This is a genomic window from Methylobacterium sp. WL7 (assembly GCF_008040085.1).
Taxonomy (GTDB): domain Bacteria; phylum Pseudomonadota; class Alphaproteobacteria; order Rhizobiales; family Beijerinckiaceae; genus Methylobacterium; species Methylobacterium mesophilicum.
Genome location: NZ_VRVG01000023.1, coordinates 17,551 through 35,064 on the forward strand (window position 1 = coordinate 17,551; position 17,514 = coordinate 35,064).

Genomic DNA, 17,514 nt, shown 5'->3' on the forward strand with positions numbered 1-17,514 from the left:
CTCCGTTACGCTGTCGTCCGGGTTGGCCCCGGCTCGTTCACATTATGGCGAGTGTGTGACCGATCCGCCGCGTTGGCAAGATGCCGGGACTTCGTCTCAGGGCCGGGCCGCCTCGCGTCGATCGAGCAGCGGGAACAGCAGGAAGCCCGCGATGAAGCCGCCGAGATGCGCATCCCACGCGATGGCGGCGTTCTCGCCCACGAGCGGCACGCTGACGAGCCCGAACAGCAGGTTGGTGACGAGCCAGATCGCCAGGAAGGCCACCGCGGTCCGGTTGCGCAGGAGTTCGGGAATCGTCTCGGCCGGCCGGTGCGGCGGCAATTGCCAGGGCGGGCCGGCATACCCGGAGGCGGGCGGCTGGAACACGAAGCGGGCGGCCGCCGCCATCAGGGCCGAGATCCCCGCCGAGGCGCCGACCAGCGGTCCCGCGCTCAGGGGGTCGATCATCACATGCAGCAGGCCGCCGGCCACGGTTCCGGCCAGCGCGATCAGAAAGTAGCGCCCGGCGCCGCACCGCCGGGCCACCGGCGACCCGAAGGCGGCCAGCCAGACGCTGTTGAAGATCACGTGCATCCAGGAGCCGTGCAGCAGCGCGTAGGTCGCCAGCGTCCAGGGCAGCAGCGCGTGCTCGGAGGTGATGTAGCGGGCGAACGCCTCGCGGGCGGCCTCCATGTCGGGGTCGCCGAGGCCGGCGGCCGCCTGGATCACGTCGGCGGCCTTCCCGGGATCGAACCACACCGTCCAGCGCGCGGGCACCAGGGCGAGGTCGAGCACGACCCGGATGTCGAGCGTGTCCGGCAGCACGAACTCGCGCAGGGCCTGGATCGCCATCAGCAATCCGATCGAGAGCGTCACCACTCCCGGCATGTTGAACACGGGCACGCGGCTCTGGCGCGGGAATTCGGGGGAGGCATCCATCCTGGCACCATGTCGGGGCTCAGGGGGATCGGGCAAGTCCCGGCGACGTATTGAAGCCTTTTCGGGTGATGTTCCGGTGCAGTGGCGCTGTCGAGAGCGGATATGGAATTGCGGGCGCCGCACTCATGAACGCGGCCCCAAAACCGATCTTGGAGCCCGTAAAAGCCTTTTCTCGATCGGCGCGGCCAGGGCAGCCATATGAAACGCCTTGTCATTCCGGGGCGCCGCAGGCGAGCCCGGAATGACAGGGTGGATGCCGAAATGTTCGTGTCAGTTCCCAGCCGTGGGACAGGGCGTATCTCTATCGACTGCTGATCGATGAGGAGACGAAGATGACGGATGTCTTCCTGCATGTCGGATACGACCCCGTCGCCACGAAGGCCCGCTTTCTGGAAGCGATCCGCCGTGCCGAGGCCGGCGCTTCCACCGGCGAGCATCACATCACGTTCGAGACGTGGGACGGGTTGGCCAAGGTTCTGAGCGGCAAGCGCCTGGAACTGCTGCGCCATGTCTACCAGCACCCTGCGGCGTCCGTCGCCGAATTCGGGCAGGCGCTGGGCCGGGATTACAAGCGGGTCCGTCAGGAGGTGGATATCCTGGCGGACGCCGGCTTGCTCGATCGAACCGATGGCGGCGGCGTGCGCACCGCCTATGACGAGATCCAGACCGTGATCAACCTCAAGCCGGCAGGCTGAATCTGAGCCCGTCTCAATCCCAAAAAAATCCCGCGCCGGGCGGCACGGCGCATGCGCCCGGAGCCCGAGATCGCCCCGGATCACCGGCTCGTCCCGCGCGGATGTGCCAAGTTGATCCAGGGACGGACACCAGGCGTATCGATCCGGGACTCCGATGAAACATCCCACGAGCCGCATGCTCCATGCCTATTGGGAGCGCCTGCGCGGTGAGCGCGCCGCGCCCGAGCGCGCCGAGATCGAGCCGGGCGAGATCCGGCATCTGCTGGCCGACAGCCTGATCCTGGAACTCGACATGGCGACGCGGGCGGCCACAATTCGGCTCGCCGGCACGCGGGTCTGCGCCCTCTACGGCCGCGAGTTGAAGGGCGAGACCTTCGCGGGCCTGTGGGGCGCGGAGGCGCCCGACCCCTGGCGCATCGTGGAGATCGTCGCCAGCGATACCCTGGGCGTGGTCGCGGGCCTGCGCGGCCTGAACACGGCCGGCGAGGCGGTGGATCTGGAACTCCTGCTCCTGCCGCTGCGCCATCGCGGCCGGATGCAGGTCCGGGCGCTCGGCACCCTCAGCGTCGAGAGCACGCCCCACTGGATCGGCCTGCGCCCGCTGGTCCAGGCCGAGACCACCTCCCTGCGCATCCTCCCCGGCCGCAGGATGGAGGCCGCGCCGCCGACGCGACCGGCCTTGCGCGGTCCTGCCGGCTTTCCCGGCCCGGTGCGCCGGGGGCATCTCCTCGTTCATGCCGGCGGACGGGCGTAAAACCGCGCGCCGAGAACTGCATTTGGAATATTAGACATCGATTTTTCGACCGAAGATCGCGTCCGATCGGGACGAACTGGCAACTGTACAGGCCAGACCGGCCCTGACGCCCGGTCAGGACAGAAAAATCTACGGCACGGCGGATATTGTCGAATCGGAAAAAAGGCTTTCGTAACAGTCCCGGTCTAGCTTGCGATGACGATTGTCGCGGCGTGGAGCCCATCTCGGTATGATCGCGGTCGACGCCACCGCCGGGACGGACGTGAGCCGCGCGGCCAGCCGAGGGCGCGACGCGGCCGACCAGCGACGCCACCAGCGCGTCCGGGTCGCCGTGCTGGGCCGCTACATGCTGGCCGACCGCCGGGAATATCCCTGCCAGACCGTGGACATGTCGCCGGGCGGCGTCCGGCTGACCTGCGCGGTGGTGGGCGAGGTCGGCGAGCGCGTGGTGCTCTACCTCGAGCATATCGGCCGGATCGAGGGCGTCATCGCCCGCCACAGCGAGGGCGGCTTCGCGGTCCAGCTCAACGCCACGCCACGCAAGCGGGACAAGATCGCATCTCAGCTGACCTGGCTCGCCAACCGGGAGATCCTGGGCCTGCCCGAGGGGCGCTCCCACGAGCGGCTCGTGCCGACCCACACGGCGGTGACCCTGCGCGTCGAGAGTGGCCGGGAGATCAAGGCCCGGCTGATCGACATCTCGATTTCGGGCGTGGCGATCTCCAGCACGGCCACGCTGCCCCTCGGGGCAGCCGTCACGGTGGGCAGCACGCCCGGGCGGCTGGTGCGCTACTTCGAGGGGGGCTTCGGCGTGCAGTTCCTGCTGCCGCTCTCCCCCGACCGCTTCCACGCCGGGATGACGCTTTAGAGCCGTCGCGACCGCGTTGGGATCGTCTCGTCAGATCTTCTCGTCAGATCTTCTTGGACAGCTGCGCCGCGGTCTCCTCGGCCGGGCGGGAGAGGTCGAGGGCGCCGAGGAAGCGGTTCTGCGCGTCCATCACGTAGACGATCGCCGTGTGCTCCATCGTGTAGTCCCCGTCCTTGCCGGGCACCTTGCGGGCATAGGCCCGGTACGCCTTCTCGGTGGCCACGATCTGCTCGGGGCTGCCGGTGAGGCCGGTGATGCGCGGATCGAAGCTCGACAGGTAGGTCTTCAGGCTCGCCGGGTCGTCGCGCTCGGGATCGACGGTGACGAAGGCGACGCGCATCCGCTCGGCTTTCGGCCCGAGGGCGGCGAGCACGTCCGAGACCTGCTGCAGCGTCGTCGGGCACACGTCCGGGCAATGGGTGAAGCCGAAGAACACGAGGTGCGGCGCGCCGGAGAAGTCGCGCTCGGTGACCGTGCGCCCGTTCTGGTCGATCAGCGTGAACGGGCCGCCGACCCCGGGTACGCCCACAGGCGCCCGGTCCGGCATGAAGGCGAACACCGCCGCCCCGGTCAGGCCGACGAGACCCAGGCAGAAGGCCAGAAGGGGGATCAGGGCGCGGCGCATCTTCATCGGACTCCGACCTCCGTGCTGCGGCTGGCACAGCACGGAACGGCGCGCGAAGGCAAGCCAGCGTTATGCCGCCGGCTCGGCTCGGATCCGATGTCAGGGCTTGGCGGCGGGCTCTCCGGCGGGCGGGGCGGCGGCCGCGCCCTTCGGCGGCTCCTTGCCGAGGTAGATGTATTCCGGCGCGGCCTTCAGCTGATCCTTGGTCGTGTCGATGCGGGCCTGGAGCGTCTTGTCGTCGGTCCGGTCGAGCTTCATCACCGACGGGTCGACGGCCACGTACTTGGAGCCGATCCCCAGGAAGCCGCCGACGCCGATGACCCAGGACTTCACGCTGCCCTTCTGGTCGAGGACGAAGTCGGCGATCTGCCCGATCGTGTCGTTGGCCGCGTTGGTGACGTTGGCCCCGATCAGCTTGCTGGCGACCATGTCGTCCGGGGACTGGGCCACGAAGGTCGGACGCAGGTTGTCGGCCATGGTGGCCGGCTGACCGGGCACCGGCGCGGCCGGAGCGGCGGCATTCGGGGTCGGGCTGGCATTCTGCGCCGCAGCGGTTGCGAGACCGGCCAGCAGAAGGGCCGAGGCAAGGAGCGGAGTGCGCATCGGGTCAGGACTTTCGGACAGGGTTCGCAAACGAAGGTGGCGCCGCCTTAAGCCTTTGGCGCAGCGTAAGTTCCGCCGATTTTCGTCGGGCGCCCCGGATTGCGCGCCCCTTTGCCGGCTGTGGGTCCGACGCCCGGCGCTTTGACGGCACGGCGCCGGCCCATCACAAGCCTGGCCCCATGCTGCGCCTCGTCCTCTACCAACCCGACATCCCCCAGAACACCGGCACGATGCTGCGGATGGCCGCCTGCCTCGGGCTCGCGGTCGAGATCGTGGAGCCTGCGGGCTTCGACGTCTCGGACCGGCACCTGCGCCGCTCGGGCCTCGATTACCTCGACCACGTGGCGATCACCCGGCACCGCTCGTTCTCGGCCTTCGAGGCGTGGCGGGCCGAGGCCGGCCTGCGGCTCGTCCTCGCCACGACGGCGGGCGCCCGGCCCCATACGGATTTCGCGTTCGGCCCGGACGATTGCATCATGGTCGGGCGCGAATCGGCCGGCGTACCCGATTCCGTCCATGCGGCCGCCGACGCCCGGGTCGTGGTGCCGATCCGGCCGGGCCTGCGCTCGCTCAACGTCGCGGTCGCGGCCGCGATGATCGCCGGCGAGGCCCTGCGCCGGACCGGCGGGTTCGAACCGGATCGCGGCACGCCGGCTTGATAGGGCGGGGCATCATGGGGGCGGGTCCTCGGCAGCACCCGCGCCGCCAGCCCGGGAGACGCGCCGCGTGACCGAACCCAGACCCTACCGCCCGTCCCGGCGCCACGCCGATCTCGGATCCGCCTTCTACGATCCCGTGGCGGCCGCGCGCTTCCCGGCCGCGATCCTGCGCTACCGCAACCAGGCCTGGGCGGCGCGCGTCGGCCTCTCCGGCTTGTCCGATGATGACTGGATCGCCCATTTCGGCCGGTTCGCGCCGCTGCCCGGAAGCTTCGAGACGCCCCTGGCGCTGCGCTACCACGGCCACCAGTTCCGCTCGTACAACCCGGAGCTCGGCGACGGCCGCGGCTTCCTGTTCGCGCAACTGCACGACCTGAAGGACGGGCGGCTGCTCGATCTCGGCACCAAGGGCAGCGGCACGACGCCGTGGTCCCGCGGGGCCGACGGGCGGCTCACCCTCAAGGGCGGCGTGCGCGAGGTGCTGGCCACGGCCCTGCTGGAGGCGCAGGGCGTCTACACGTCGAAGAGCTTCAGCCTGATCGAGACCGGCGAGGATCTGGTGCGCGGCGACGAGCCCTCCCCGGCCCGCTCCGGCGTGCTGGTGCGGCTCTCGCACGGGCATATCCGCATCGGCAGCTTCCAGCGCTTCCTGGCGCTGGGCGAGCCGGACAACATCGCCCGGCTGCTCGACCACACCATCGAGACCCACCGGCCGGAACTCTGGCGCGAGAGCCTGGAGGACCGGGGCGTCGCCTTCCTGGAGGACGTGGTCGGCCGGGTCGCCCGTCTCGGCGCGCAATGGGCGGCGGCGGGCTTCGTCCACGGGGTGCTCAACTCCGACAACATCAACGTCACCGGCGAGAGCTTCGATTACGGCCCCTGGCGCTTCCTGCCGCATTACGACCCGGACTTCACCGCCGCCTATTTCGACGAGACCGGCCTCTACAGCTTCGGTCGCCAGCCCGAGGCGTTGTTCTGGAACCTCGCCCGGCTGGCCGATTGCCTCCTGACGCTCGCCCCGCAAGCCCGCCTGGAAGCGGCCCTGTCCGGCTTCGGCCCCGCCCTGCAGGACGGGTTTGCGCAGGCGCTGTTCGGCCGGCTCGGGTTGGCTGAGGCGCCGCGGCCCGAGACCGACCGGCTGGTCTCGGCGGTCTGGCGGTTCCTGGCCGAGACCCGCGCGCCGTTCGAGCGCTTCTTCTTCGACTGGTACGGCGGCCCTGCGAGCGCCGGCCGGGCTGAGGCCGGCCCGAGCGCCGGGCATTACCGGTCGGAGGCCTTCGCGCCGGTGCGGGCGGCGCTCGACGCGCTCACCCCGGCCCCGGGCGCGCGGCTCGACCATCCCTATTTCGCGGGGGAGCCCTGTACGATGCTGATCGAGGAGGTCGAGGCGCTCTGGGCCCCGATCGCCGCGGCCGACGACTGGTCGCCGTTCGCGGCCAAGCTCGCCGCGGTGGCGCAGATGGCCGAGGCCTGCGGCACCGCGCCCTCGGCCGCCTGAGCCTCCTCTTCGGCCAGCCGCCGTTGCTCCTCGGCGTAGCCGCCCGCGATCGCCATGTCGACGAGGCGCCGGGTCAGCCGGAAGGCCAGCCAGAACAGGACGAGGCAGACGGCAGTCGCGGCGGCAGCCTTGAGCGGGTCCACGGGACTCCTCGAACAATCTCCCCTATGTCGGGGCGGGCCCCTCTTAGAGCCGCCGCCGATCGCGTTGCAATCGGACTTGGCTCCGAGGCCGTCTCCCGGGACGGGTTTCACCCCGCGCCGAACCGGGCCCGCTCCGGCGGCAGGCGCTCACGATCAGGCAGGTGCCGTTGCGCGAGACCTTCCATATCGAAGTCCTCGGTCCGGAGTCGGGCGAGGTCCAGACGCGGATCTCGGTGCGCGTCGGCAGCCTGGAGACCGCCCAGGAGCGGGCGCTGCGCCTGTTCGCCCGCGCCCGGGTGCCGCAGCGATCCGGCGAGCCGGCGGAGGCCGTGCGGGTGATCGACGGCGCCGGCCGCGAGGTCTTCTTCCGCAGCCGCTTCGACGCGGCGGATTGAGGGGCCGATGCGCGCTGCCCTGATCCTGCCCGGGCTTGTGCTGCTGAGCTGCGGCCTGTTCCTGCGCAGCTACACCCTGGCGCCCGCCCCCGACCGGCGCGGCGGCACGACGGTGCAGTTGACCTGGCCCACCCGTCCGGTGTTCGGAAGCCCGCGGGCCGACTGCCTCGGGACGCCCGCGGAGGAGCCGGTCGTCCCCTGCCTCATCGCCTCGGTCGGCCGGGCGCGGAACGAAGGCATCCCGGTGATCCAGCTGCCGTTCTGCGCGACCTGCTACGGTCTGTCCGAGCGGATCGCACGCATCGGCCACGACGACGCGGCGGTGCAGGCCCGGCTCACGCAGATCGCCCGCTTCGGCTGGTGAGGCGCGCCCGCGCCACGCGCTCGCGGGCGCGCTCCAGAGTGCGGGCCAGGGGGAACAGCGGGTCGCGGCCGGCCTCAACCAGCAGGTGGGCGATCGGGCGCCGTTCCGTCCAGAAGGTCGAGCCGAGGGCGAAATCCGGCGGGGCGCAGGAGTCGATCCGATCGATCCGGTCGATGCCCTCGCGGGCCAGCACCGTCTCGGTCAGGCGGTGGACGAGTTGCACCCCGGGGGCGGCCTCCGAATCCGCCTCGTCGTGGGCGATCTTGAGCACCCAGGCCTCGGTGCCGGTGATCGGCAGGATCGCGGAGGCCAGGACCCGGCCGTCCCGGCGCAACCGCGCCACGCGTAACCGCCCCTCGGATCCGAGATCGGCCAGCACGGCGCGCAGGAACGCGACCTCGTCGGGCCGCTCCCCCAGGCCGGTGCCGGCCCGGCCCTTCCAGCCCGCGGCCTCCAGGGCGACGTGGTCGTCCAGGGCGCGGTCGAGCGCCGCGGGGGCGTCCAGGATCTCGAGCGCGACCGGTCCCACGGCCTCCAGGCGCTGGCGGGCGAGGCGCAGCTTGCGCCGCCGCTTGCCGGACAGGTGGTCGAGATACGTCGCCCGTGCCTGCATCGACCGGCCGGTCACGTCGAGCAACCCGCGTTCGTGCGGCCAGTAGGCGGCCCGCCGCACCCCGCACGCGGACAGCAGGTCCGCCAGGGGACCGGTTGCGGGCGCGTTCGGCAGCAGCAGCCGCGGCGGCAGGCCGAGCGCCCGCGGCGCGGCGAGCAGTCCGGCGAGCGCGGCCTCCGGGTCGGCGGCGTCGAGCAGCGGCGCGCCGAACGGGCCGTAGCCGTGGGTCCAGCCCATCAGCACGGGCAGCGGCACGCCCCAGCGGCGCCACAGCCGGCGGAACGGCCAGGCCGCCAGGATCCGCACGCCCGGCGCTTCGGGGGGGCGGTCGGCCACGATCAGGAGCCGCACGCCGTCGCCGAAGGGGTCTCGGGCCGCCAGCGCGTAGCCGGCCTCGTAGAACGGGTTGCGGACCACGGCGCCCGCACCGAGCGCCCGCCAGGCCGGGATCCAGGCGGCGGCCGGATCGAGGGGACGGACCGCTGCCACAAGGCCGCCGGCAAGGGTCGCGGTGTCCGGCATGGCGCGCCCGTCAGGCCGCGAGCCGGTGGCGGATCGCCCCGGCGAACCCGAGCACGTCGTAGCGCCACGCGGTCGCCCCGGCCACGGTGAGGAGCAGGACCAGCCGCAGGGCCTGGCCGGGCGGCATCAGGCCGCCCGGGATCAGGCCGATCCCGGCCATCACCGCGCCGCAGACCAGGGCCGCGCCGGCGATCCCCGTCATGTCGGCGAGCGGCAGCGGCATCGTGGTGCCGGCCCGGTAGGCGCCGAGCACCAGCACGAGGCAGGCCGCCGCCTGCCCGCCCGCGAAGGCCAAGGCCGCCCCGGCGGCGCCGAGCGTCGGGATCAGCAGCAGCGAGAGTGCCGCCACCGCCGCCAGGGTTGCGAAGGCCGCCCCCGCCTCCAGCCGGCTGGTGCGGGTGAAGTAGATCACCTGCCCGAAATAATAGGCGCGGAACATCATCAGGATGCTGGCCAGGATCAGCACCGGGGCGAGCGCGCGCGCCTCCGCCCGGTAGGCCGGCCCGAGCAGCACCGCGACCACGAGGTCGTCGAAGCAGAGGAAGAACACCGCCCCGAAGGCGGCGATCAGGGTCATCGCCCGGGCGGCGTCGCTCAGCACCCCGGAGGCCGCCGCGATGCCGCCGACCCGCGCCTCGCGCTTGGCGATGGAGATCAGCGACAGGGCGATCGCCTCGCCGAACACGATGAAGCTCTGCTTCAGGAAGTCGGCCAGAGCCCCGTAGGCGCCCAGCCCCGCGGGCCCCACGGTCTTGGCGATGATCAGCCGGTCGAGGCTCTGGGCCAGGGCCGCCGTGCCGAAGGACAGCACCAGCGGCCAGCCATAGGCGAACAGCCGCAGCGCCTCGGCGCGGCTGCCGCGGCCGGGCATCATCGGGGCGATGGTGATCGCGGCCGGCAGCGCCGCCAGGGCGTTCGCGGCGGCCACCGCAAAAGCGAGGTGCAGCGGATCGCTCGACAGGTGCAGCGCCAGGCTGCCGAGCCCGAGCATCAGCACGGCGCGGCTCATCACCGAGGCCGCCACCGCACCGGCCTTCAGGCGCGTGCGGGCGATCTCGGTGGACCCCTCGAACAGGGTGGTGCCGAAGGCGAGCGCCAGGATCGCGGCCGCCATATCGGCCGGGACCAGCCCGAGCCCGGCCGCGAGCGCGCTGCCGAGGCCGGCGAGCAGCAGCGTGCCGGCGAGGATCCGCACCACGGTGCCAACCTGCGCCGGCTCGCGCGCCTCGTCGTAGAGGGCGAAGAACGCGAATTTCGGCCACTGGCAGGTCGCCCCGTAGAGCACCAGCGCCCAGGACAGGACGTACAGGTAGATGCCGTAGCTCTCCACCGGGGCGAGCCGGGTGAACACCGCCACGGAGGCCATGTTCAGGGCGGCGGCGAAGCCGCGCGAGCCGACATAGATCAGGCTGTGCCGGGCAATCATGTCCTACGCATCATGCGCCATAACGGTTGCCGCTTCGGCGATGCCCCTTATGCGGGCGCAAGCGTTAGGGCATCGTTCCGGATACCGGATCCACAGCGATGCTCGACGTCACCGTTCTCGCATCGTCCTGTCCGAAAGCCGGAAACTACCTTTCGGGACGATGCTTTAAGGGCCTGAGTCGACGGGACGGTCGCACGCCGAAACAGGATGATGGTAAATCGCTAACCGCTTGGCCTTACGGTCATGGACGAAGCTTGGGTTTTCCCGAGGGATTTCCGGCGATGTCCGAGCCAAGGCGACAACCGTAGGGGGCTGGCGAGCTTCACCCATGACGGCGTTTCTGAAGCAGGAGAACGGTTACATATTCCGCATCGTGCATCGGGAGAATCTGCCGCTTGTGCTGGCGCGTGGGCTCTACGCGAGGAACGCCGACGGCTCTGACCCTGGCTACGTCAACATCGGCAATCTCGATCTTATCGGCCGCCGTGGCAGCCGGTCTGTTCCAGTTCGGCCGGGGGGCGTCCTGAACGACTACGTGCCTTTCTATTTCACGCCCCTCTCCCCGATGGCGTTCAACATCAAATCGGGCTGGAACGGCATAACTCGACGGGCGAACGACGACATACTTATATTTGTATCAAGTATATACCATGCCATTGATCAAAGTTTGGAATTAATATTTACAGATAGACACGCTTATCTGATGACGGCCAACTTCTATCGTGATGTGGAGCGCCTCGACCAGATAGATTGGGTAGCGCTAAGGTCCAAGGACTTCAAAAAGGATCCTACGAACCCTGAGCGTGTGGAGCGATATCAAGCCGAGGCATTAGTCCACAGGCATGTGCCTCTGGACGGCTTGAAGGGGGTTGCGGTTCACAGCGAGAGCGTCCGCGCAGACGTTCAAAAATTTGTGGACAAAGCAGGAACACCGTTGCTAGTGCGCACTAAGCAGAGTTGGTATTTCTGATGATCACCTTCACACAGGGCGACCTTCTTGACGCGCCTGCGGAGGCGCTGGTCAACACCGTGAACACGGTAGGCGTGATGGGCAAAGGCATCGCGCTGATGTTCAAGGAGAATTTTCCGGACAACTTCCGGGCGTACGCAGCTGCCTGCAAAGCGGGTGAGGTAAAGACGGGTCGCATGTTCGTAACCGAGCGCGGCCATCTCACGGGGCCTCGCTGGATCATCAACTTTCCGACCAAGGCCAACTGGCGCTTCCCGTCCAAGATGATTTGGATCGAGGAGGGCTTGGCCGATCTCCGCCGCGTGATCGAGCAGAACGGTATACGTTCGATCGCGGTACCACCCCTCGGCAGCGGCAATGGCGGCCTCAACTGGGCCGATGTTCGCCCACGTATCGAGGCCGCTCTCGGGGACATCCCCGGGGTCGAGGTGATCGTGTACGAGCCGACAGCCACGTACCAGAATGTCCTGAAACGAGAGGGTCGAAAGTCACTCACACCAGCGAGCGCGCTCGTTGCGGAGCTCGTACGTCGGTACGCCGTGCTTGGCTTCGAGTGCTCATTGCTTGAAGTGCAGAAGCTAGCTTATCTTCTAGAGTGTGCAGTCGAGGCCACAGCTCCTCAAAATCCTCTGACGCTCGCATACAAGGCCAATCGGTACGGCCCCTATGCTGATCGGCTCAGGCATCTGCTTAACGGCATGGATGGAACTTATCTGCACTGCGATAAGCGACTCGCCGATGCTCTTCCGCTGGACCTTATCAGGTTCGAGGACAATCAGCGGGACCGGATCGCCGCCTACCTGAAGGCGGACGGCAAGGATTACCTCGTTGCCCTGGAGCGGACGACCGATCTGATCGACGGCTTCGAATCTCCGTTCGGGATGGAGCTTCTTGCCACCATCCACTGGCTCCTGCATCGAGCGGGCGTCGAGCCCACCGTCGAAGCTATGATGCGGGGCATCAAGCAATGGCCTGGTGGTCCCGGCTCAGCCGCGCGCAAGGCTCGGATCTTCGATGCGCGTGTCGTTGGGCTCGCGTTAGAGCGCCTCATCGGTCGCGCGGCGGCCCCAACCCACTGAAAGCCGTCTTCGACCAGGTCAGACGGTTCTGTTCGGCATTTTAAGACGCCGTCGCCACGATCCCGCCCGCCGAGCGCCCTGCGCCCGGCCCGCTCAGCGCCGGATCAGCGACCGCCCGGTCATCTCGGCGGGCTGCTCGAGGCCCATCAGGTCGAGGAGGGTCGGCGCGACGTCGGCCAGGCGGCCGTCGGCGAGCGTCACGCCATCGACGCCGACCAGCATCGCCGGCACCGGGTTGAGGGTGTGGGCGGTGTGCGGCTCGCCGGTCTCCGGATCGCGCATCATCTCGCAATTGCCGTGGTCGGCGGTGACGAGCAGCGCCCCCCCGCCGGCCCGGATCGCGTCGACCACCCGGCCGAGGCAGGCATCCACCGTCTCCACCGCCTTCACGGCGGCGGCGAGGCTGCCGGTATGGCCGACCATGTCGGGATTGGCGAAGTTCAGCAGGATCATGTCGTAGCGGCCGGAGCCGATCGCCTCCACGGCGCGGTCGGTCAACTCCGCGGCCGACATCTCCGGCTGCAGGTCGTAGGTCGCCACCTTCGGGGACGGCACCAGGATCGCGTCCTGGCCCTCGAACGGTGCCTCGCGGCCGCCGTTCATGAAGTAGGTGACGTGCGGATACTTTTCGGTCTCGGCCATGCGCAGCTGTGTGCGCCCGGCCCGGGCCACCGTCTCGCCGAGGCCGTTCGGCAGGTCGAGGGGGCCGAACAGCGTGTCGGCGAAGGCATCGATCTCGATGCTGTACTGAACGATGCCGAGGGCTGCGGCGAACCGGACCGTCCGGGCCCGGGGGAAGCCCGCGAAGTCCGGATCGAGCAGGGCCTCGAGGATCTGCCGGGTCCGGTCGGCGCGGAAATTGAAGCTCAGCACGCCGTCGCCGTCCTGCATGCCGGCATAGTCGCCGATGATGGCCGGCCGCAGGAACTCGTCCGACAGGTCGAGCACATAGGAGGCGGCGATCGCCTCCAGGGCACTCGCGAACCGGGCGCCGCGCGCCGCACTCATCGCGTCGTAGGCGATCGAGACCCGCTCCCAGCGCCGGTCGCGATCCATCGCGTAGTAGCGGCCGCACAAGGTGGCGATGCGGGCGCCCTCGGGGAGCGCGGCCTCGACGGCCTCCAGGCAGCCGGCCGCGGAGCGCGGCGGCATGTCCCGCCCGTCCGTGAAGGCGTGGAGGCGGACCGGCACGCCGGCCTCGACCAGCACCCGCGCCAGCGCCACCGCGTGGTCCTGGTGCGCGTGGACGCCCCCGGGCGACAGCAGGCCGACGAGGTGGCAGGTCCCGCCGCTCGCCCGCAGCGCGTCGATGAACCGGGTCAGGGCCGGGTTGGTGGCGAGCGAGCCGTCCGCGACGGCGGTATCGATGCGCGGCAGGTCCTGCATGACCACCCGGCCCGCGCCGATGTTCAGGTGCCCGACCTCGGAATTGCCCATCTGCCCCTCGGGCAGGCCGACATCGGCCCCGAAGGTCTGCAGCCGCGCCCGGGGCCCCTCTCGCATCAGGCCGTCGAAGACGGGCGTGCGGGCCTGGTGGACGGCATTGTCGGCGACCGCGTCCCGGAGTCCCCAGCCGTCGAGGATCACGAGCATCACGGGGCGCGGGGTCCTGTCGGGCACGGTCACAACACTCCAAGGCCTGCACGGCACGGCGCGGGTACTCCGGACCCCTGAGGTCCGGAAAGATGCGCGTGTCGATAATCGGCTTGGCCGCGCGAGACTACAGCCCAGGGTAGGAATTGGCGACGGAAGGGGAACGGCGTCCGGCTTCTGACACCGGATTCGCATGGCCCGTTCGCGGAATCCCGGTCAGTTGACGCTCGCCGGGTCCGATCCGGGTGCGACGCCGAGCAGGGGCGGCTTCCGGCGCAAGGCGGTCCGCAGCAGGGTCCGGCGATAGCCCCGATGCGACAGGAAGCCGGCGGCCCAGGCCAGGTGCATCGCGATCGCCGCCGGGCCGCTCATGACCAGGCCCGGCTCCCGCGCCTTCAGTGCCAGCGCGAGACCGCTGAGGCCGCAGCCCCCCGCATAGACCGCCAGCAGGATCAGCAGCATCGGGGCGACCGTGACGAGGGCCAGGGCGGCGACGCCGTAGAGCAGGACCAGGGGGGGCAGCATCTGGCGCAGCCGCGGCAGGCTGGCGTGCTTCTCCAGGGTCCGGGCGCAGCCGCGGCCGTACAGGAAATATTGGCGGGTCAGGCTGAACAGGGTCGCGCGGGGGTAGTAGGTCACGACGAGGTCGGCCGCGAGATAGATCTTGCCGCCGGCCGCGCAGAGCCGACGGTCGAGCTCGGCGTCCTCGTTGTGCGAAAAACTCTCGTCGTAACCGCCGACCCGCAGGAACTCGCGCCGGTCGAAGATGGCGTGGTGGCCGTGGGCGACGTAGCCCGAGATCCCGCCCAGGCGGTGCGCCGAGCCGCCGTTGCCGAGGCGGCTGTTCTGGGCGGCCGCGATGGCACGCTGCAGCGGCGTCACCCCGATGGTCCGAAGGGGCACGACCACCGAGACGGCGTCCCACTGGCGAATCGTCCGCACCAGGTCCTGCACCCAGTTCTCGGGGTAGGCCGCGTGGCAATCGGCGCGCACGAGATAGGTCGAGCCCGGATGCGCGAGGCGGGCCGCGAGGTTGAGCGCCGAGGCCTGGATGCGGCGGGCGTTGTGGATCAGCTGGATCCGTGGATCCTTATCGCTGAGCGCCTGGACGATGGCGCAGGTCGCGTCGCTGCTGCCGCCATCCATCACCAGTAATTCACACGCGAGCGACCCTGAGGCCGGCATCACCGAGCGGATCGCCTCGGCGATGTGCTGGGCCTCGTTCAGGGCCGGCATGGCGATCGTCACCAACGGGATGCTCGCGCCGTCCGAGCCATCGACCGAAGCGTCCTTCATGGCGGTTCTCCTGAGACCCGAGCCCGATCTTGCGCCGGACCCGCGGTGGCCCCGTTCCGGAGGAAGCCCAGCGCCTCGGTGAGGACGGCTCGTTCGCCCGGCACGCGTGTCCGGGCCGGCCGAGCCGGCATCGACAGAGACGACGTCCCGCGCCCGGGGTCTCTTCTGTCCTCATAAGCAATCAATACGGTGGTCAACGACAACCACCTCTTCAGTCGGGAGGCTCGGTACGACGAAAGATGTAATTCGTGCCGGATGACCGCGGTGATAGCCCGGCTCAGTGGGATCGCCGATCCGGCAGCTGATGCCGCGAACGGATCCAGCAAGCACCGATCGTCGTGCGGGATCGCTTCGAATGATGGACTCTTTGGACGCGCTTGCGCTCGATGCGCCGAAACATGGCCTGGCCGGGCCCAGATCGGAACCGGCCGCGATGCCGGTCACCGAAATCGGGCCCGACAATCAACTCGTCGCCTTCGATGCCGCCGGGGTCTGGCAGTATCGCGGGTTGCTGTGGGTCCTGATCCTGCGCGACCTGAAGGTGCTCTATCGCCAGACCGCCCTGGGCGCCTGCTGGGCCATCGCGCAGCCGCTTTTCACGGTGGCGATCTTCACGGTCATCTTCGGCCATTTCGCCAAGATCCCCACCGACGGGGCGCCCTATGCACTGTTCGCCGGCAGCGCCATCATCCTGTGGACCTACTTCGCCGAGTCGGTGCGCCGGAGCGCCACCGGCCTCGTCACCGAGGCGGAACTCATCCGCAAGATCTACTTCCCGCGCCTGGTGATCCCGCTCGCCACCGTGGTGTCGCCGATGGTGGACTTCGCCATCGCCCTCGCGGTGATGCTGGTGCTGATGCTCTGCTACGGGGTGATGCCGAGCTGGCACATCGTCCTCGCGGTGCCGACGCTCGCGGTCACCGCGATGCTGGCGCTCGGGGTGAGCCTGTGGCTCGGGCCGGTCAACGTCCGCTTCCGGGACGTGAAGCACACGCTGCCGTTCCTCATCCAGATCTGGATGTACGCCTCGCCGATCGTCTACGCGGCGAGCATCGTCCCCGACTCGGTGCGCTGGCTCTACGCGCTCAACCCGATGGTCGGGCTGATCGAGGCGTTCCGGTTCGCGATCCTCGGCGGAACCACGCCCGACCTGTTCGCCCTCGCGGTCTCGGTCACGGTGTCGTCGCTGCTGCTGTTCACCGGACTGATCTTCTTCCAGCGCATGGAGCGCTCTTTCGCGGATATAATCTGATGTCGATGGCGATCAGCGTACAGGATATCGGCAAGCAATACTGGCGTGCCCCGCGGGCCACGCACGACAATTCCCTGCGCGAGGCGCTCATCGACGGCGCGCGGGGCCTGATGACGCGCCGGTCCGAGGCGCGCCCGACCAAGGAGGGGTTCTGGGCGCTCAAGGATGTCAGCTTCGGCATCAAGCACGGCGAGAACGTCGGCATCATCGGGATGAACGGGGCCGGCAAGAGCACCCTGCTCAAGCTGATCTCGCGGATCGCCGCCCCGACCACCGGCAGCATCCGGCTGGTCGGCCGGGTCGGCGCCCTGCTCGAAGTCGGCACCGGCTTCCACCGGGAGCTCACCGGCCGCGAGAACATCTTCCTCTACGGCTCGATCCTGGGCATGCACCGCCACGAGATCGCTGAAAAGTTCGACGCGATCGTCGAGTTCTCGGAGATCGGCGACTTCATCGACATGCCGGTGAAGCGCTATTCCAGCGGCATGTATGTCCGGCTGGCCTTCTCGGTCGCCGCCCATCTCGAGCCCGACATCCTGCTCCTCGACGAGGTCCTGGCGGTCGGCGACTACACCTTCCAGAAGAAGTGCATCGACTTCGCCCGCCGCCTCCAGAGCAAGGGCTCGACGATCCTGCTCGTCTCGCACAACATGTTCAGCGTGAAGACCATGTGCGAGCGGGTGATCTACATCAAGAACGGCCGCGTCGCCTTCGACGGCCCCACCGACGAGGGGCTGCACCACTACGAGCGGGACAGCTACCTGGCCGACGCGCCCTGGTTCCGGCCGGAGGGCGGCCACCACCCGGTGGAGATCCAGGACGTCACGGTCGCCGACGAATCCGGCGCTCCGAAGACGCTGTTCCGGCACGGCGAGCGGATGCGGATCACGGCGCGCTACACCGCCTCGGAGCCGATCACCGACCCACATGTCCTATTCTCGATCACGCGATCGGACGAGCTGCTCTGCTGCAACTTCAGCACGATGACGGACCGCGCCAAGCTGCAGACCCTGTCGGGCGACGGCACGATCGAGCTGCTGACGCCGCCGCTGACCCTTACCGCGGACACCTACAAGGTCTCGGTGGTGGTCCGGCAGCGGGGCTTCGAGCGCCTGCTCGCCGCGCGGATCGGCGCCCGCTTCCACGTGGAGCACCCGGTCTTCGCCCCCGACGTGTTCGGTGTCTTCCACACTCCCGGCACCTGGACGGCGGATTCCGCACCGCATCGCTGAAGCCCGGAG

At 69.4% G+C, this 17,514-nt stretch carries 18 protein-coding genes; 11 read left to right on the top strand and 7 right to left on the bottom strand.

Going from position 1 to position 17,514, the window contains the following annotated elements; translation table 11 throughout:
• Positions 1 to 96: 96 nt before the first annotated feature.
• The gene (locus FV233_RS08845) at positions 97 to 918 is read right to left on the bottom strand and encodes a rhomboid family intramembrane serine protease (RefSeq protein WP_147897261.1); all 822 of its coding nucleotides are present in this window, start codon (positions 916 to 918) and stop codon (positions 97 to 99) included.
• Positions 919 to 1,250: 332 nt separating this feature from the next.
• Here FV233_RS08845 and FV233_RS08850 point away from each other — a divergent pair, with 332 nt between their 5' ends.
• The 3 genes from FV233_RS08850 to FV233_RS08860 all read left to right on the top strand — a co-directional run bounded on the left by FV233_RS08850 (position 1,251) and on the right by FV233_RS08860 (position 3,235).
• Positions 1,251 to 1,613 carry a hypothetical protein gene (locus FV233_RS08850; protein WP_147852856.1) on the top strand — a complete coding sequence of 121 codons (363 nt, stop codon included), beginning with the start codon at positions 1,251 to 1,253 and terminating at the stop codon, positions 1,611 to 1,613.
• Between the two features lie 154 nt (positions 1,614 to 1,767).
• Positions 1,768 to 2,367, top strand: a complete 600-nt coding sequence (locus FV233_RS08855; RefSeq protein ID WP_147897262.1) for a PAS domain-containing protein — start codon at positions 1,768 to 1,770, stop codon at positions 2,365 to 2,367.
• A gap of 229 nt (positions 2,368 to 2,596) precedes the next feature.
• On the top strand, positions 2,597 to 3,235 hold the full coding sequence (locus FV233_RS08860; RefSeq protein ID WP_147852858.1) for a PilZ domain-containing protein: 639 nt from the start codon (positions 2,597 to 2,599) through the stop codon (positions 3,233 to 3,235).
• Between the two features lie 43 nt (positions 3,236 to 3,278).
• Here the strand turns inward: FV233_RS08860 and FV233_RS08865 are convergent, their stop codons facing one another.
• Together FV233_RS08865 and FV233_RS08870 are read right to left on the bottom strand one after the other, a co-directional pair.
• Positions 3,279 to 3,860 carry an SCO family protein gene (locus tag FV233_RS08865; RefSeq protein WP_147852867.1) on the bottom strand — a complete coding sequence of 194 codons (582 nt, stop codon included), beginning with the start codon at positions 3,858 to 3,860 and terminating at the stop codon, positions 3,279 to 3,281.
• A gap of 99 nt (positions 3,861 to 3,959) precedes the next feature.
• Positions 3,960 to 4,463: a PRC-barrel domain-containing protein gene (locus FV233_RS08870; protein WP_147852859.1), complete on the bottom strand. Its 504-nt coding sequence runs from the start codon at positions 4,461 to 4,463 to the stop codon at positions 3,960 to 3,962.
• A 179-nt stretch (positions 4,464 to 4,642) separates the two neighbouring features.
• Here FV233_RS08870 and FV233_RS08875 point away from each other — a divergent pair, with 179 nt between their 5' ends.
• The 4 genes from FV233_RS08875 (at position 4,643) to FV233_RS08890 (ending at position 7,522) form a co-directional block, all read left to right on the top strand.
• On the top strand, positions 4,643 to 5,122 hold the full coding sequence (locus FV233_RS08875; protein ID WP_147897263.1) for a tRNA (cytidine(34)-2'-O)-methyltransferase: 480 nt from the start codon (positions 4,643 to 4,645) through the stop codon (positions 5,120 to 5,122).
• A 67-nt stretch (positions 5,123 to 5,189) separates the two neighbouring features.
• A complete protein-coding gene (locus tag FV233_RS08880) occupies positions 5,190 to 6,620 on the top strand; it encodes a protein adenylyltransferase SelO (protein WP_147897264.1) in 1,431 nt (476 codons plus the stop codon).
• A gap of 310 nt (positions 6,621 to 6,930) precedes the next feature.
• On the top strand, positions 6,931 to 7,158 hold the full coding sequence (locus FV233_RS08885) for a hypothetical protein (protein WP_147897275.1): 228 nt from the start codon (positions 6,931 to 6,933) through the stop codon (positions 7,156 to 7,158).
• 7 nt (positions 7,159 to 7,165) lie between these two features.
• On the top strand, positions 7,166 to 7,522 hold the full coding sequence (locus FV233_RS08890) for a hypothetical protein (RefSeq protein WP_147857805.1): 357 nt from the start codon (positions 7,166 to 7,168) through the stop codon (positions 7,520 to 7,522).
• Here the strand turns inward: FV233_RS08890 and FV233_RS08895 are convergent.
• The gene (locus FV233_RS08895; protein ID WP_147897265.1) at positions 7,494 to 8,657 is read right to left on the bottom strand and encodes a GNAT family N-acetyltransferase; all 1,164 of its coding nucleotides are present in this window, start codon (positions 8,655 to 8,657) and stop codon (positions 7,494 to 7,496) included. The two genes, FV233_RS08890 and FV233_RS08895, sit on opposite strands and share 29 nt — an antisense overlap.
• A gap of 10 nt (positions 8,658 to 8,667) precedes the next feature.
• Complete coding sequence (locus tag FV233_RS08900; protein ID WP_147854913.1) at positions 8,668 to 10,083, bottom strand: oligosaccharide flippase family protein; 1,416 nt, start codon at positions 10,081 to 10,083, stop codon at positions 8,668 to 8,670.
• 328 nt (positions 10,084 to 10,411) lie between these two features.
• Here FV233_RS08900 and FV233_RS08905 point away from each other — a divergent pair, with 328 nt between their 5' ends.
• The gene (locus FV233_RS08905) at positions 10,412 to 11,053 is read left to right on the top strand and encodes a DUF4433 domain-containing protein (RefSeq protein WP_147854912.1); all 642 of its coding nucleotides are present in this window, start codon (positions 10,412 to 10,414) and stop codon (positions 11,051 to 11,053) included.
• On the top strand, positions 11,053 to 12,132 hold the full coding sequence (locus FV233_RS08910; protein WP_147854911.1) for a macro domain-containing protein: 1,080 nt from the start codon (positions 11,053 to 11,055) through the stop codon (positions 12,130 to 12,132). Before FV233_RS08905 ends, FV233_RS08910 begins: the two co-directional genes overlap by 1 nt.
• Before the next feature lie 93 nt (positions 12,133 to 12,225).
• Here the strand turns inward: FV233_RS08910 and gpmI are convergent, their stop codons facing one another.
• Together gpmI and FV233_RS08920 are read right to left on the bottom strand one after the other, a co-directional pair.
• On the bottom strand, positions 12,226 to 13,725 hold the full coding sequence (gene gpmI / locus FV233_RS08915) for a 2,3-bisphosphoglycerate-independent phosphoglycerate mutase (RefSeq protein ID WP_147854914.1): 1,500 nt from the start codon (positions 13,723 to 13,725) through the stop codon (positions 12,226 to 12,228).
• Positions 13,726 to 13,941: 216 nt separating this feature from the next.
• Positions 13,942 to 15,021 carry a glycosyltransferase family 2 protein gene (locus FV233_RS08920; protein ID WP_147854910.1) on the bottom strand — a complete coding sequence of 360 codons (1,080 nt, stop codon included), beginning with the start codon at positions 15,019 to 15,021 and terminating at the stop codon, positions 13,942 to 13,944.
• A 433-nt stretch (positions 15,022 to 15,454) separates the two neighbouring features.
• On the opposite strand from FV233_RS08920, the gene FV233_RS08925 reads away from it, so the two are divergent.
• Both FV233_RS08925 and FV233_RS08930 read left to right on the top strand, forming a co-directional pair.
• Complete coding sequence (locus FV233_RS08925) at positions 15,455 to 16,273, top strand: ABC transporter permease (RefSeq protein WP_238262047.1); 819 nt, start codon at positions 15,455 to 15,457, stop codon at positions 16,271 to 16,273.
• The gene (locus FV233_RS08930) at positions 16,273 to 17,505 is read left to right on the top strand and encodes an ABC transporter ATP-binding protein (RefSeq protein WP_147897266.1); all 1,233 of its coding nucleotides are present in this window, start codon (positions 16,273 to 16,275) and stop codon (positions 17,503 to 17,505) included. The genes FV233_RS08925 and FV233_RS08930 overlap by 1 nt, the downstream gene beginning before the upstream one ends.
• The last annotated feature ends 9 nt before the right edge of the window (positions 17,506 to 17,514 follow it).

Coding starts and splice junctions, on each gene's coding strand:
- FV233_RS08910 (WP_147854911.1), top strand. CDS start 11,053: ATGATCACCTTCACACAGGGCGACCTTCTTGACGCGCCTGCGGAGGCG.
- FV233_RS08925 (WP_238262047.1), top strand. CDS start 15,455: ATGCCGGTCACCGAAATCGGGCCCGACAATCAACTCGTCGCCTTCGAT.
- FV233_RS08920 (WP_147854910.1), bottom strand. CDS start 15,021: ATGAAGGACGCTTCGGTCGATGGCTCGGACGGCGCGAGCATCCCGTTG.
- FV233_RS08860 (WP_147852858.1), top strand. CDS start 2,597: ATGATCGCGGTCGACGCCACCGCCGGGACGGACGTGAGCCGCGCGGCC.
- FV233_RS08855 (WP_147897262.1), top strand. CDS start 1,768: ATGAAACATCCCACGAGCCGCATGCTCCATGCCTATTGGGAGCGCCTG.
- FV233_RS08845 (WP_147897261.1), bottom strand. CDS start 918: ATGGATGCCTCCCCCGAATTCCCGCGCCAGAGCCGCGTGCCCGTGTTC.
- FV233_RS08930 (WP_147897266.1), top strand. CDS start 16,273: ATGTCGATGGCGATCAGCGTACAGGATATCGGCAAGCAATACTGGCGT.
- FV233_RS08895 (WP_147897265.1), bottom strand. CDS start 8,657: ATGCCGGACACCGCGACCCTTGCCGGCGGCCTTGTGGCAGCGGTCCGT.
- FV233_RS08905 (WP_147854912.1), top strand. CDS start 10,412: ATGACGGCGTTTCTGAAGCAGGAGAACGGTTACATATTCCGCATCGTG.
- FV233_RS08875 (WP_147897263.1), top strand. CDS start 4,643: ATGCTGCGCCTCGTCCTCTACCAACCCGACATCCCCCAGAACACCGGC.
- FV233_RS08900 (WP_147854913.1), bottom strand. CDS start 10,083: ATGATTGCCCGGCACAGCCTGATCTATGTCGGCTCGCGCGGCTTCGCC.
- FV233_RS08870 (WP_147852859.1), bottom strand. CDS start 4,463: ATGCGCACTCCGCTCCTTGCCTCGGCCCTTCTGCTGGCCGGTCTCGCA.
- FV233_RS08850 (WP_147852856.1), top strand. CDS start 1,251: ATGACGGATGTCTTCCTGCATGTCGGATACGACCCCGTCGCCACGAAG.
- FV233_RS08890 (WP_147857805.1), top strand. CDS start 7,166: ATGCGCGCTGCCCTGATCCTGCCCGGGCTTGTGCTGCTGAGCTGCGGC.
- FV233_RS08865 (WP_147852867.1), bottom strand. CDS start 3,860: ATGCGCCGCGCCCTGATCCCCCTTCTGGCCTTCTGCCTGGGTCTCGTC.
- gpmI (WP_147854914.1), bottom strand. CDS start 13,725: ATGCTCGTGATCCTCGACGGCTGGGGACTCCGGGACGCGGTCGCCGAC.